The sequence below is a fragment of the Aliiroseovarius sp. PTFE2010 genome, assembly GCF_049943335.1.
Classification (GTDB): domain Bacteria; phylum Pseudomonadota; class Alphaproteobacteria; order Rhodobacterales; family Rhodobacteraceae; genus JBNFVY01.
Genome location: NZ_JBNFVY010000001.1, coordinates 692,182 through 705,500 on the forward strand (window position 1 = coordinate 692,182; position 13,319 = coordinate 705,500).

Annotated in this window: 10 protein-coding genes; 8 read left to right on the forward strand and 2 right to left on the reverse strand. The window is 62.7% G+C overall.

Annotated features, from left to right (window positions below):
• Nucleotides 1-67: 67 nt before the first annotated feature.
• The gene (locus tag ACP2AV_RS03365) at nt 68-628 is read right to left on the reverse strand and encodes a DUF1285 domain-containing protein (RefSeq protein WP_426371237.1); all 561 of its coding nucleotides are present in this window, start codon (nt 626-628) and stop codon (nt 68-70) included.
• A gap of 91 nt (nt 629-719) precedes the next feature.
• Here ACP2AV_RS03365 and ACP2AV_RS03370 point away from each other — a divergent pair, with 91 nt between their 5' ends.
• Genes ACP2AV_RS03370 through ACP2AV_RS03385 form a run of 4 tightly spaced genes read left to right on the forward strand, consistent with a single transcriptional unit; the run spans nt 720 to nt 7,454 of the window.
• Entirely contained in the window at nt 720-1,727 is a 1,008-nt protein-coding gene (locus ACP2AV_RS03370) for an AAA family ATPase (protein WP_426371238.1), read from the forward strand.
• Nucleotides 1,724-2,614 carry a DUF58 domain-containing protein gene (locus ACP2AV_RS03375; protein WP_426371239.1) on the forward strand — a complete coding sequence of 297 codons (891 nt, stop codon included), beginning with the start codon at nt 1,724-1,726 and terminating at the stop codon, nt 2,612-2,614. Before ACP2AV_RS03370 ends, ACP2AV_RS03375 begins: the two co-directional genes overlap by 4 nt.
• Entirely contained in the window at nt 2,614-5,388 is a 2,775-nt protein-coding gene (locus ACP2AV_RS03380) for a DUF4159 domain-containing protein (protein WP_426371240.1), read from the forward strand. The genes ACP2AV_RS03375 and ACP2AV_RS03380 overlap by 1 nt, the downstream gene beginning before the upstream one ends.
• Nucleotides 5,385-7,454 carry a hypothetical protein gene (locus ACP2AV_RS03385; RefSeq protein ID WP_426371241.1) on the forward strand — a complete coding sequence of 690 codons (2,070 nt, stop codon included), beginning with the start codon at nt 5,385-5,387 and terminating at the stop codon, nt 7,452-7,454. The genes ACP2AV_RS03380 and ACP2AV_RS03385 overlap by 4 nt, the downstream gene beginning before the upstream one ends.
• Nucleotides 7,455-7,675: 221 nt before the next feature.
• Here ACP2AV_RS03385 and ACP2AV_RS03390 read toward each other — a convergent pair whose 3' ends face one another.
• Entirely contained in the window at nt 7,676-8,374 is a 699-nt protein-coding gene (locus ACP2AV_RS03390) for a DUF599 domain-containing protein (RefSeq protein WP_426371242.1), read from the reverse strand.
• An 80-nt stretch (nt 8,375-8,454) separates the two neighbouring features.
• Between ACP2AV_RS03390 and ACP2AV_RS03395 the strand changes: the two genes are divergently transcribed.
• From ACP2AV_RS03395 to ACP2AV_RS03410, 4 genes are all read left to right on the forward strand, one after another.
• Nucleotides 8,455-9,885 (forward strand): FAD-linked oxidase C-terminal domain-containing protein, encoded by a 1,431-nt coding sequence (locus ACP2AV_RS03395; protein WP_426371243.1) that lies wholly within the window; start codon nt 8,455-8,457, stop codon nt 9,883-9,885.
• Nucleotides 9,886-9,946: 61 nt separating this feature from the next.
• Nucleotides 9,947-11,071, forward strand: a complete 1,125-nt coding sequence (locus tag ACP2AV_RS03400) for an FAD-binding protein (RefSeq protein ID WP_426371358.1) — start codon at nt 9,947-9,949, stop codon at nt 11,069-11,071.
• Nucleotides 11,071-12,354, forward strand: coding sequence for a glycolate oxidase subunit GlcF (gene glcF / locus ACP2AV_RS03405; RefSeq protein WP_426371244.1), 1,284 nt, complete (start codon nt 11,071-11,073; stop codon nt 12,352-12,354). The genes ACP2AV_RS03400 and glcF overlap by 1 nt, the downstream gene beginning before the upstream one ends.
• A gap of 142 nt (nt 12,355-12,496) precedes the next feature.
• Nucleotides 12,497-13,318 carry a trypsin-like serine peptidase gene (locus ACP2AV_RS03410; RefSeq protein ID WP_426371245.1) on the forward strand — a complete coding sequence of 274 codons (822 nt, stop codon included), beginning with the start codon at nt 12,497-12,499 and terminating at the stop codon, nt 13,316-13,318.
• Nucleotide 13,319: the final 1 nt, after the last annotated feature.

Consider the following 13,319-nt stretch of genomic DNA (forward strand, 5'->3'; position numbering starts at 1 on the left):
ACCCGGTGGGCTTTGTCAGACCGTCCAGGAAGCGGGCATTCTTGCATGAACGAAGGTCAGGTATGTATCAGCCCAGTTCCGAGGCCGGGATGATGGGAAAAAACACACCCTGCGAAGTGACGCCGAACCAGTCGATCCCTTCATGCGTGCGTGTTTCACCGATGTCGACCAGGCGGTAAAAGCTCTTGCGATCGATCAGCGCTTCGAGGTTTCGGCGAATGGTCACGTAGGGCGCAGGTTCACCCGTGTCGGGATCACGGACCACGCGAATCGGGTGATCGGGGCCGGCGGTGGCGCTATCGCCCAGATTGGTGTGAAAGGTCAGCGCGTCGCCGTCCTTTGTGAAATCCACAGCCACGAAGGGGGCGTCCTCGACCTGGATCCCGACCTTTTCGACGGGGGTCACCAGGAAATACTTGTCGCCTTCACGCTTCAGAATGGTTGAGAACAGCCGCACCAGTGCAGGCCGGCCGATGGGGGTGCCCAGATAAAACCACGTCCCGTCGCGGGCGATGCGCATGTCCAGATCGCCGCAGAATTCGGGATCCCATTTGTCTACAGGGGGAAGCTGGCCATGTTTGGCGGCTTGGCGGGCGGCGGCGGCGATATTGTCGGCGGATAAGGTCACAATCTTTTGTCCTGTTTAGCCTTTTGTCATTTGAGATCGGATCGTTCCTCGTCTCTAATAGCCTATATAGGGCGATCAAGGAGGCGATGCCATGTCCGAGACCGAACAGCTTGTAGCCGAGATCGAGGCTTTGGGCGCCAAACTGGCCGAGGCCAAGGAATCGATCACCAAGCGATTCATCGGTCAGGAAAAGGTCGTGAACCTTGTCCTGTCCTCGATGCTGTGCGGCGGGCATGCGCTGTTGATCGGTCTGCCCGGGCTGGGAAAGACGCGTTTGGTTGATACGTTAAGCACGGTGATGGGGCTGGACGGGTCGCGCGTACAATTCACGCCCGATCTGATGCCGGCTGACATTCTGGGCTCGGAAGTTCTGGAAAAAGCCAAGGACGGAACCCGGAATTTTCGGTTCATCGAAGGGCCGATCTTTTGCCAGCTCTTGATGGCTGATGAAATTAACCGTGCCAGCCCACGCACCCAGTCTGCGCTGTTGCAGGCGATGCAAGAGAAATCCGTCACCGTCGGCGGGCAGGCGCATGCGCTGGCCGCGCCGTTTCACGTGTTGGCCACGCAAAACCCGATCGAACAAGAGGGCACCTACCCGTTGCCCGAGGCGCAGCTTGACCGGTTCCTTGTTCAGATCGACGTGGAATATCCAGATAGAGAAACCGAGCGCGATATCCTTCTGGCTACCACTGGCATCGACGAAGAAGAGGCCCATGCCGTCTTTACGGCGGGCGAATTGATCGCGGCGCAACGCCTGTTGCGGCGGATGCCGGTTGGCGAAAGCGTGATTGATGTCATCTTGGATATCGTGCGGGCTTTCCGTCCCGGCGAAGCCGAAGCCTCTGAACAGGTGCGCAACTCGGTCAGTTGGGGGCCCGGGCCGCGGGCGGCGCAGGCGCTCATGCTGCTGGTGCGCGCACGGGCGCTGTTGGACGGACGGCTGGCGCCGGGTGTCGATGACGTGGTTGCCATGGCCCGCCCGGCGCTGACCCACCGCATGGCGCTGACCTTCGCGGCGCGCGCGCGGGGGGAAAGCCTGGGGCAGTTGATCGACGACACCATAACGACCCTGATCCGGGCCGAGGCCGCCGCGTGAGTCAGCCCCCCCCCAACGTCGCTTATGCTAGGCTGCGCGCCGAAGCGCAGTTGTTGGGTGCCCCGCTGCCGCCGCTTTTGGCTGATGCAGAACATCTGGCCCAGACGGTCCTGCTGGGCGCGCATGGGCGGCGACGTGCAGGCATGGGCGACGAATTCTGGCAATATCGTTCGGCCGAAGTCGGCGACAGCGCCAGAATGATCGACTGGCGCCGGTCGGCCCGGTCAGACGAAAACTACGTGCGGGAAAAGGAATGGCAGGGCGCGCAATCTGTGCTGATGTGGGTGGACCGGTCGGCATCGATGCGGTTCAGCTCGCTCAAGTCGGGGGTGAGCAAGGCTGATCGCACGGCCCTATTGGCAATGGCCATGGCGGTTCTGCTCATGCGGGCGGGCGAACGTGTGGCGCTGGCCTCGCTGGGGACACCGCCGCGAATTGGCAACCTGCAACTCTTGCGGATCAGCCAAGGTCTGACCGACCCGGCGGACGAAGATTATGGCGTGCCGGAAATCCGCGGGATGTTGCCCCATTCGCGCGCGCTCTTCGTGTCGGATTTCATGGGGGATATCGATGCACTGGCCGGGCAACTGACCAAGGCTGCGGACCGCGGCGTCAAGGGCGCCATCCTGCAGGTGCTGGATCCGGCCGAAGAGGCGTTTCCCTATGACGGTCGCACCGTCTTTGAAAGCATGGGCGGAACGGTGCGTCATGAAACGCTCAAGGCGGCCGATTTGCGGGGCCGCTACATCGAGCGGTTGGCCGAGCGAAAGGACCGCTTGTCGGGCTTGGCGCGCAGCACCGGCTGGCGGTTCGAAACGCATCATACAGACGCATCGGCGCAATCGGCGCTGCTTTGGCTCTATGGCGCGCTCGAGCAGGTACGCTGATGTGGGTTCTTGGTCCCATAGGGTTCACGTCGCCCTGGCTTTTGCTGGGGCTGATCGTGCTGCCCGTCCTTTGGTTGATCCTGCGCGCCGTGCCGCCCGCCCCGATCCGGCGCCGGTTTCCCGGTGTGGCGCTCTTGGTGGGGCTGAGCGACGATGAAACGCAAACCGACAAGACGCCATGGTGGCTGCTCTTGCTGCGTATGCTTGCGGTGGCGTCGATCATCCTTGCCTTTGCCGGTCCGGTGCTGAATCCCGACACCTCGCCAGGCGTTGACGACGGCCCGCTTCTGATCCTGACCGACGGATCATGGGCCGATGCACGCGATTGGCGCGCACGGACGGAACGCATGTCCGGTGCCCTGTCAGAGGCCGGGCGCGCAGGCCGCCCCGTGGCTGTGGTTGCCCTGACCGACTTGCCGGTGGGCGCGGTGGGAAACGTGCCGTTTCTGGCTGCCAATGCTTGGGCCGCGCGGTTGCCGTCGATCCAGCCCGCGCCCTATGATCCCGATCCCGCCCAGGTTGCGCAGTGGGGGGCGGCCCTGGAAGGGGACTTCGATACGTTCTGGGTGTCGTCGGGGCTGGATGCGCCTTGGCGGGCGGACTTGTTGGCGTCGCTGGAAGCGCGCGGCAAAGTGCGGGTTTTTGAAAGCCCGCGCGCACTTCGCGCCCTGCGTTCGCCCAGCTACAGTGACGGGGTGTTGCAAGTCACTGCACTGCGCGCGCAAACCGATGGGCCGGGCCAGGCCGTGGTCCGTGCCGTTGGGCCGGACCCTGCGGGGGTCGAACGGGAACTGGCGCGCGCAACTGCCGAATTTGCGGCGGGCGAAGGCACAGCCACCGTTGCCTTGTCGCTGCCGCCGGAACTGCGCAACCGGGTGTCTCGCTTTGAGATCGAAGGCGCGCGGAGCGCCGGGGCCGTGGCGCTGACCGACGACGCGCTTCAACGGCGCGAGGTCGCGTTGATTTCGGGCGGGAACACGCGCGAGGGTCTCGAACTGCTCGACCAAATGCACTATTTGCGCCAAGCGCTCGAGCCGACAGCAGACCTGATCGAAGGCGCGCTGTCCGACATCATCTTGGCCAATCCCGACGTGATCGTTTTTGCAGATGTTGCCCGGCTGCCAGAGGTCACTGAAACTGCCCTGCTGGAGTGGATAAACAAAGGCGGGCTACTGGTGCGGTTCGCGGGCCCCCGTCTTGCAGCGTCGGATGTCAGCCGCGAAATGGACGATCCGTTGATGCCGGTGCGCCTGCGGGCGGGCGGGCGCAGTGTCGGTGGCGCAATGAGCTGGGGCGAGCCCAAGCAATTGCAGGCGTTTGCCGAGAGTTCGCCGTTTTATGGGCTGGCAATCCCGCCTGACGTGACCGTGAACGCGCAGGTCATGGCCCAGCCGGGGCCAGATCTTTCAGAGCGGGTGATTGCCAGCTTGTCCGACGGCACCCCTTTGGTCACGCGCAAGTCGCAAGGCGAAGGGCAGATCGTACTTTTCCATGTTGCGGCGAATGTTGAATGGTCCAGCCTGCCGCTGTCTGGGCTTTTTGTGCAGATGCTTGAACGGTTGGCCGTGTCGTCCTTTCCGGCGGCGCAGGATCCCGCCGATCTGGCCGGGCAGACTTTCACCCCATCACAGGTGCTGGACGGGTTCGGCACTTTGCGCGATGCGGGCGATATGCCTGGGGTGCCGGGGGAAGAGCTTGCGACGGGCGCCCGGCCCGGGCCGGGCCTGCCGCCGGGTCTTTACGCCGGAGACGAGAGGCGCCTTGCCCTGAACGTGATCGGCCCCGATCGCGAGATTTCAGCAACCCGCTGGCCTGCACGGATCACCGTCGAAGGGTTGGGGATTGCGCGCGAAGCGGCGCTCAAGCCGTGGCTGATCCTTTTGGCGATGGCGCTTTTGGCGGTTGATATGGTCAGCTCGCTTGTGGTGAGCGGTCGGCTGTCCAGGGCGCGGGCCACCGTGATGGCCGCCGTGCTGGGCGCGACCATGTCGCTGGCGCCGCATCAGGCCCCGGCACAAGACGACAGCGCTGCCATCGCCGCCACGTCCGAGGTCGTGTTGGCCCATGTCGTGACGGGCGATGCGCAGTTGGATACCTTGGCCCGGCAAGGGCTTTTCGGCTTGTCGCGAACCTTGTTCCAACGCACCACGATTGAGCCGGCAGCGCCCATTGCGGTCAATCTGGAAACTGACGAACTGGCGTTTTTTCCGTTTCTTTACTGGCCGGTGTCCGAAACCCAGCCGCTGCCGTCGGACGCAGCCTATGTCAAGCTGAACCGCTACCTGCGGTCCGGCGGGATGATCTTGTTCGACACGCGCGATTCGAACACAGCCTATTCGGGCACCTCGCCGGCCGGGCGGCGGCTGCAACAGTTGGCCCTGCCGCTGGATATTCCGCCGCTGGAACCGATTCCGGACGATCACGTGCTGACGCGCACGTTCTACCTGCTGCAGGATTTCCCAGGGCGTTACACCGCGCGCCAGGTCTGGGTTGAAGCTGCGCCGGCGGATGCCAAGCAAGTCGATGGCATGCCGTTCCGCAATCTCAACGACAACGTGACACCGGTGGTTATCGGCGGCAACGATTGGGCCGGGGCTTGGGCGCAGACCGATCAGGGTCTGCCGGTTCTGCCCGTCGGGCGCGGGTTCGCAGGCGAGCGTCAGCGTGAACTGGCCTACCGGTTCGGGGTCAACCTGATCATGCATGTGCTGACCGGCAACTATAAATCCGACCAGGTGCATGTGCCTGCGCTTCTGGACAGGTTGGGCCAATGAACGGCGTTGTGTTCGATCCGTATTTCGTATGGCCGGTGATTGGCGCGGTCGCCGCGTTTGCGGCAGTGGTTGTGGGTGTGGCCATGTGGCGCGGGCTGCCCGGGTGGTGGCTGCGCGCTCTGTCGGCCATAGTTTTGATCGCGGCGCTGGCCAACCCGTCGGTGCAGAACGAAGAGCGCGCGGCGCTCAGCGATATCGTGGTGCTGGTTGTGGATGAAAGCGCATCGCAAGCCCTTTCGGACCGCCCGGATCAGATCGCCCAGAGCATTGCACGCATCGAAACAGAAATCGCCCAATTGCCGAACACAGAATTGGCAACGGTCACCTTGGGTGACGGCGAAGACAACGCGGGATCTCTGGTCATGGGCGCCTTGGCACAAGCCATGGCCGAGCAGCCCCGCGCCCGTCTGGCCGGCGCGATCCTGCTGACTGACGGTCAGGTGCATGACATCAAGGCTGCGCCCGACCTGCCCGCGCCGCTACACGTGCTGCTCACCGGACGACAGGGCGATTGGGATCGGCGGCTGATCGTCAAGAACGCGCCAGCCTACGCCATTCTGGACGAAGAGGTCACGTTGGTCCTGCGACTGGAAGATCAGGGCGACGTTCCAGCCAGCCAAACCGGCACTGCGCAGCTGAGCATTGCCATCGATGGCGGCGCGCCGGGCACTTACACCGTGCCGGTGGGCCGCGCTGTCGAGGTGCCAATCACCGTCCCTCATGGCGGGATGAACGTGCTGCAGTTTTCAACCCCGATGATCGAGGGCGAGCTGACCGACCGCAACAATAGCGCCGTTGTGCAGATCAACGGGGTGCGCGACCGGTTGCGCGTACTCTTGGTTTCCGGCGAGCCGCACCCGGGCGAGCGCACATGGCGCAACTTGCTGAAATCCGACAGCTCGGTTGATCTTGTCCATTTCACCATCCTGCGCCCGCCGGACAAACAAGATGGCGTGCCAGTGTCCGAGCTGAGCCTTATTGCGTTTCCCACCCGCGAGTTGTTCATGGACAAGATCGACGAATTCGATCTGATTATTTTTGATCGCTACAAGCGACGCGGAATTTTGCCATCGCTGTACCTGGACAACGTGCGCCAGTATGTCGAAGCGGGTGGGGCGGTATTGGTCGCAGCGGGGCCGGACTTTGCCACGGCAGACAGCCTCTATCGCTCGCCCTTGGGGCCAATTCTGCCGGGCGCCCCGACCAGCCGCGTGCTGGAAAGTGGCTTTCGCCCGCAGATCACCGATTTGGGCGCGCGCCACCCGGTCACCGCCGGGCTGGACAGTTTCGCCGCGCAGGCCACCCCCGACGCCGAAGGGCCCGCATGGGGGCGCTGGTTCCGCCTGATCGGCGTCACGGAAACGGCGGGACAGACCGTGATGAGCGGCGATGATCGCCCACTATTGTTGCTCGACCGGGTAGGCCAGGGGCGGATCGCACTTCTGGCCTCGGATCATGCATGGCTGTGGTCGCGCGGTTTCGAAGGGGGCGGCCCGCAGCTTGAACTGCTACGGCGGCTGGCCCATTGGATGATGAAAGAGCCCGAGTTGGAAGAAGAAGCGCTGGTTGCAACCGCCACGGGGCAGTCTATGACGATCACCCGGCGCAGCCTGTCCGCGGCCGTAGGCGATGTGCAAATTACCGGCCCCGACGGCACCGAAACGACCTTGTCGATGCAACAGGTTGCGCCGGGACGTTTCGAAACGACATTCGAAGCCCCCGAAATAGGCCTTTACCGACTGTCGAATGGTGACAAGGACGCGGTGATCGCCCTTGGACCGTCCGCGCCCAAGGAATTTGACCAGACAGTCGCGTCGAGCGCAGTGCTAGAGCCTTTGGTTGATCTCACCAATGGCGGAATTCGCGCGGTCGAGGACGGTGTGCCAGATGTGCGGACAGTGCGCGCAGGGCGCCCCGCAGCAGGGCGTGGCTGGATCGGGATCACCCCGCGCGATGCCTACACGATCGAAGAAATCCGCATTTTCCCGCTGTTGCCCGCGTGGCTTTGGGTGTCTGTTGCGGCGCTCTTGGCAGTTGGCGCTTGGCTGCGCGAAGGGCGGAACTAGCGCGGCAGGTGGATGGGCGCACCAGCCGCGCGCCACCCATGGATCAAGCTGCGCGCGCAACCCAGCACCCGGGAAACACCATCTGGAATGGTTGGATTGCCGTGCCGCCGGGTCAAGGCCCCCGCGTTCAAGGGCAGTTGGGCCAAGACCGGTTCCAATACGGGGACATCGCCATGGATAGCAGAGCGGCCAAGCCTACAGGAAACAAGACCGCGACTTGATCACTTTTCCTTTCTCAACAGCGCATCACGCGATGTTGATCGGAATTCGCGCCGCCATAGCACCCAGCAGGTCACGCCCGTGGCCAGTATCAGCGCAGGCGCGCCAAGAAGCCAAGCCAACGATCCGAGGGCGAAGTAGATCGCGCGCAGTCCCCGGTTGAACGCGCGGGCGGCATTGATGTTGATCGTTGCTGCCTGCTCGGCCCGGTGCATGGCGGTCGGATCTTGGGGGTCATTCGGAACCGCTGCCATAAGCACGGCGCAATAGCCAAACAGCCGATGTGACCAGATGAACTTCAGCAGCGCATTGGTCAGGAACAGGATGACCACGATGATCTTCAGCTCGTAGATCACGATCGGGGTATTCGACAGGGTCAGATCCTCGGCCACGCCCATCAGGCGTTCGGCGTTTCCGATCAGCGCCAGACCGCCGCCAATGGCAATCAGGCAGGTCGAAGCAAAAAACGTGATCCCCTGACGCAGGGTGTTCAGGATGGCGCCATCCAGGATGCGCGGTTGCCGCGAAACCATCGTGCGCATCCATTCGCGCCTGTAGTTTGCCATGATGCGTGACACCGATGGCTCTTTGGCCGAAGGGTGTTCTATGCGCCATCCTATGACCAGATAACTGAGCATCAGCAAACCGACGGCCATCCCATCGAGGGTTGAAAAAGCGGTCAGGCGGTGAAGCATATCCATGCCGATACTGATAACAATGCGCAGCGACCCTTGCCAGATCATATTATTGGTTATATTTCCTGACCAATCCGGAGATTTCAATGGAAATGCCTGTTCCTAACCCGTCGATCCTCTCGCGCAAGGATCAAATTGTGCTGCGTCTGCGCGCGGCTTTGTCGGACGACGCCGTGATCTGGGATCACCGAGAGACACGCGCCTACGAATGTGACGCGCTTACTGCTTATCGGTGTCCGCCCTTGGCCGTGTGCCTGCCCGCCAGCACCGACGAGGTCGCCTCTGTGATGCGCATTTGCCATGACGAAGGTGTGCCGGTTGTGCCGCGCGGCGCTGGCACGTCTTTGGCCGGTGGATCGCTGCCGACGGCAGATGCCGTGGTTATCGGGGTGGCGCGGATGACCCGGACCCTGGACATAAGCTATCGTGATCGCATCATGCGCGTTCAGACCGGACGCACCAATCTGTCGGTAACGGGCGAGATCGAGACCCAGGGTTTTTTCTATGCGCCCGATCCGTCGTCGCAGCTGGCTTGCGCGATAGCGGGGAACATCGCGATGAATTCCGGTGGGGCGCATTGCTTGAAATACGGTGTAACCACAAACAACCTGTTGGGCGTGACCATGGTAATGGCCGATGGCGAAGTGGTCGAAATCGGCGGCGAGACGCTGGAAAGTGCGGGGCTGGACCTGATCGGGCTGATCTGTGGCAGTGAAGGTCAGCTGGGCATCGTGACCGAGGCCGTGTTGCGAATTCTGCCCAAGCCCGAAGGCGCGCGGCCCGTATTGATTGGCTTTGACAGCAACGAAGTCGCCGGGGCTTGCGTGTCCGACATCATCAAGGCCGGAATTCTGCCTGTGGCGATCGAATTCATGGACCGGCCGTGCATTCGCGCGACCGAAGATTTCGCCAAGGCAGGATATCCCGATTGCGAGGCACTGCTGATCGTTGAGGTCGAAGGCTCCGAGGCCGAAATCAACGCGCAACTGGCCCGGATCGTCGCTATCGCGCAAACTCATCAGCCGGTCGAACTGCGCGAAAGCCGCAGCCCCGAAGAAAGCGCGCGTATCTGGCTGGGGCGCAAATCCGCCTTTGGCGCGATGGGCCAAATCAACGATTACATGTGTCTGGACGGAACGATACCGGTGTCCGAACTGCCGCGCGTGCTGCGCCGTATCGGCGAGTTGTCCGATGAATATGGGCTGAAAGTGGGGAATGTATTTCATGCCGGTGACGGAAATATGCACCCGCTGATCCTGTTTGATGCCAACAAGCCGGGCGATCTGGAAAAGTGCGAGGCGATGGGGGCCGATATCTTGCGGCTTTGCGTCGAGGTGGGGGGGTGCCTGACCGGCGAGCATGGCGTGGGCGTGGAAAAGCGCGACCTGATGGGGCATCAATATGCGGCTGCCGACCTGGAGGCACAGATGCAGGTCAAAGATGTGTTTGACCCGGATTGGCTGCTGAATCCGGCGAAAGTGTTTCCGCTGCAGGCCACAGCGGATCGGCGCGCATAGCGACTTTGCGCGCCGCCCTTGCACGCGCCATTGGGATGATCTGGAGAACATGCGTATGGTGATTGCACCTGACAGTGAAGCGGAGTTGGCCGAGGCGATTGCTGGGGCGAAGGCGCCTTTGTGGGTCATCGGCGGCGGGACACGCCTTGTGCCCGAGGGAGCGCCATTGTCTGTCGCGCGGCTGTCGGGGATCACACTATATGAGCCTGGCGCGTTGACGATGATCGCCCGGGCCGGCACGCCCCTGGGCGACATCGAAGCAGCGCTGGACGCCGAAGGGCAGATGCTGGCCTTTGAACCTTATGACGTGTCGGGGCTGACCGGATCCACGGGCCAAAGCACCATTGGCGGCGTGTTCGCGACAAACGCCAGCGGGCCACGCCGCGCGCAAGCGGGGGCAGCGCGCGATTTCCTTTTGGGCGTGCGGTTCGTGGATGGCGCTGGCCAGATCGTCAAGAATGGCGGGCGGGTCATGAAGAATGTAACCGGCTACGACCTGGTCAAACTGATGGCGGGGGCGCATGGCACACTGGGCGTACTGAGTGAGGTAAGCTTCAAGGTTCTTCCCAAGCCCGAAGTGGCGCAGAGCATCGCGATTAACGGACTTGACGATGGCACCGCGATTGATGCGATGGCCGCTGCCCTGGCATCGCCATACGACGTTAGCGGCGCTGCACATTGGAGCAAGGGGGCCGCAGGCCATCCTGTGACCCATATCCGTATCGAAGGGTTTGCCGACTCGGTTGCCTATCGCGCCGAGCGTCTGGTCGCTCTGCTGTCGCAATTTGGCGATGTCATGGCGACCGACGATCTTGCCCAAGTCAACGCGCGCTGGACCCAGACGCGCGATGCGGCCCCATTCACGGGTAGCGGGCGGGATGTCTGGCGCCTGTCGGTCCGGCCCAGTCAGGCCGCCAGTATCGTGGCACGCCTGCCGAGCGCGCTGTTCAACCAAGGCTGGCGCGAAGTGATCTATGACTGGGGCGGTGCGCGTGTCTGGCTGCAGGTAGAGCCAGGCACAGACTTGCGCGCGCATCTGGGCGAATTTACCGGCCACGCCACGCTGATCCGGGGTAGCGGCGCGCCCCGTTTTCCCCCGCAACAGCCGGCCATCGCGCGGATCAGCGCCGCGCTACGGGCCAAATTCGATCCGCGCAGCATATTGAACCGGGGGCTTATGGGCTGATGCAAACGAATTTCACAGAAGAGCAGTTGCAAGATCCGGGGCTGAATCGGGCGAACGAGATTCTGCGCGCCTGTGTGCACTGTGGCTTTTGCACCGCGACCTGCCCGACCTACCAGGTGCTCGGCGACGAATTGGACAGTCCGCGCGGCCGCATCTACCTGATCAAGGACATGCTGGAATCCGGACGTCCGGCGGATGAAAAAACGGTCAAACACGTGGACCGCTGCCTGTCGTGCCTGGCCTGCATGACCACCTGCCCCAGCGGCGTACATTACATGCACCTGGTTGATCACGCCCGGGTGCATATCGAACAAACCTACCGCCGCCCGTGGCGTGACCGGGCGTTGCGGTGGGTGTTGGCCAAAGTGCTGCCATATCCGGGCCGTTTCCGGTTGGCTTTGCTGTTGGCCAAGCTGGGCCGCCCTTTCAAGCGCTTTGTGCCTGATGCGCGGCTGCGCGCGATGCTGGACATGGCGCCGCGTGACATCCCGCCAGTCAGTCGCAATGACGATCCGCAAACATTTTGCGCGCACGGTCCGCGCAAGATGCGCGTGGCGCTGATGACTGGCTGCGCGCAGCGCGCGCTGAACACGGATATCAACGATGCCACGATCCGCTTGCTCACGCGGTTGGGCTGCGAAGTCGTGATCACAAAGGGGCAGGGATGTTGCGGTGCGCTGACCCATCACATGGGCCGCGAAGCAGATGCGCATGCCAGCGCGGCGGCCAACATGGATGCGTGGTTGGTCGAACACCGGCGCGACCCGCTGGATGCCATTGTCATCAATACGTCGGGCTGTGGCACGACTGTAAAGGACTATGGCCACATGTTCCGGACCACCGAACGCGCCAGTGACGCCGCAACTGTTGCCGACCTGGCTTGCGACGTATCCGAAGTTCTATCTCGGCTGGATTTGCCCGAAGGCCGGCAGAACCTGCGGGTCGCCTATCACGCGGCCTGTTCGCTGCAGCATGGGCAAAAGATCACCCATGCGCCCAAGGCCCTTTTGAAGCGCGCTGGATTCGAAATTGTAGAACCGGCCGACAGCCATCTGTGCTGCGGCAGCGCGGGGACGTATAACCTGATGCAGCCCGAGATCAGTGCGAAACTGAAACGCCGCAAGGTCGAGACATTAGAAGCCACGTCGCCTCAGGTGATCGCGGCGGGCAACATCGGCTGCATGATGCAGATTGGTATGGGCACCGAGGTGCCCGTCGTGCACACGGTTCAATTGCTCGACTGGGCGACCGGTGGGCCAAAGCCGCGCGTCCTTGGCGGCTGATGTGGCGGCGCCGTGCGTTGTAGGCCGTGTGCAATCACGGATCGCACCCACGCATTATCCCTAAATCAACCATAATCAGCCACATTCTTGCCCCAAGCCGTACGTATCGATTTGGGAATGATGCATGGGATGGGCTGGGCGGATGCCGGTAATACGACTTTTGATTTCGATGGTTCTGGTGGTCTTGGCGGGTACAGCGATGGCAGACCGCGCTTCGGGGCTGCAGGTCATGATGACCGGCGCTCAGGCCAAGGGCTGGGATGCGGTCGGTCGGATCAGTTTCGCAGGCAAAAGCTTTTGCACCGGTGCCCTGATCGCGCCCGATCTGGTTTTGACGGCAGCACACTGCTTGTATGACATCGACACAGGCAAGCAGGTGCCGGTGGAATCCATCCAATTTCAGGCGGCGTTTCGCAATGGGCGTGCCACGGCCGAACTGCCAGTGCGTACCGCAGTCATTCATCCTGAATTTCGCTTTACCCATGACGACCGCGTGCTGCGCGTGACGCGGGATCTGGCGCTGCTGCGTCTGACGCGGCCCGTTCGATCGGCTACGGTTCTTCCTTTCGGAATCGGGGACAGCCCTAAGCGGGGCGAAAAGGTCGACGTTGTTTCTTATGCTCAGGACCGCGCGACATCGCCGGCATTGCAGGAAAGTTGCCGTGTTGTGGCCCGGCAGTCCGGCGTGCTGGTCATGGACTGTGATGTCGACTTCGGGTCATCCGGGGCACCGGTCTTCATGATCCATCAGGGCCGCGCGCAGATCGTGTCGGTCGTCTCGGCCAAGGCAATGATGCGAGACAAACAGGTCGCGCTCGGCTCGACTCTGGCCGCCTCGATTTCCGAATTGCATGCCCTGCTGAGGTCTGCTGATGCACAGGTCTTCACCGACGTCCAACCGCTGGCCAACCGGATCGCCCCCACCGGCGCACCCGAAGCCGGCGCCAAGTTCGAAAGGCCCTGAG

Coding starts and splice junctions, on each gene's coding strand:
- ACP2AV_RS03370 (WP_426371238.1), top strand. CDS start 720: ATGTCCGAGACCGAACAGCTTGTAGCCGAGATCGAGGCTTTGGGCGCC.
- ACP2AV_RS03380 (WP_426371240.1), top strand. CDS start 2,614: ATGTGGGTTCTTGGTCCCATAGGGTTCACGTCGCCCTGGCTTTTGCTG.
- ACP2AV_RS03385 (WP_426371241.1), top strand. CDS start 5,385: ATGAACGGCGTTGTGTTCGATCCGTATTTCGTATGGCCGGTGATTGGC.
- ACP2AV_RS03390 (WP_426371242.1), bottom strand. CDS start 8,374: ATGGATATGCTTCACCGCCTGACCGCTTTTTCAACCCTCGATGGGATG.
- ACP2AV_RS03395 (WP_426371243.1), top strand. CDS start 8,455: ATGGAAATGCCTGTTCCTAACCCGTCGATCCTCTCGCGCAAGGATCAA.
- glcF (WP_426371244.1), top strand. CDS start 11,071: ATGCAAACGAATTTCACAGAAGAGCAGTTGCAAGATCCGGGGCTGAAT.
- ACP2AV_RS03410 (WP_426371245.1), top strand. CDS start 12,497: ATGCCGGTAATACGACTTTTGATTTCGATGGTTCTGGTGGTCTTGGCG.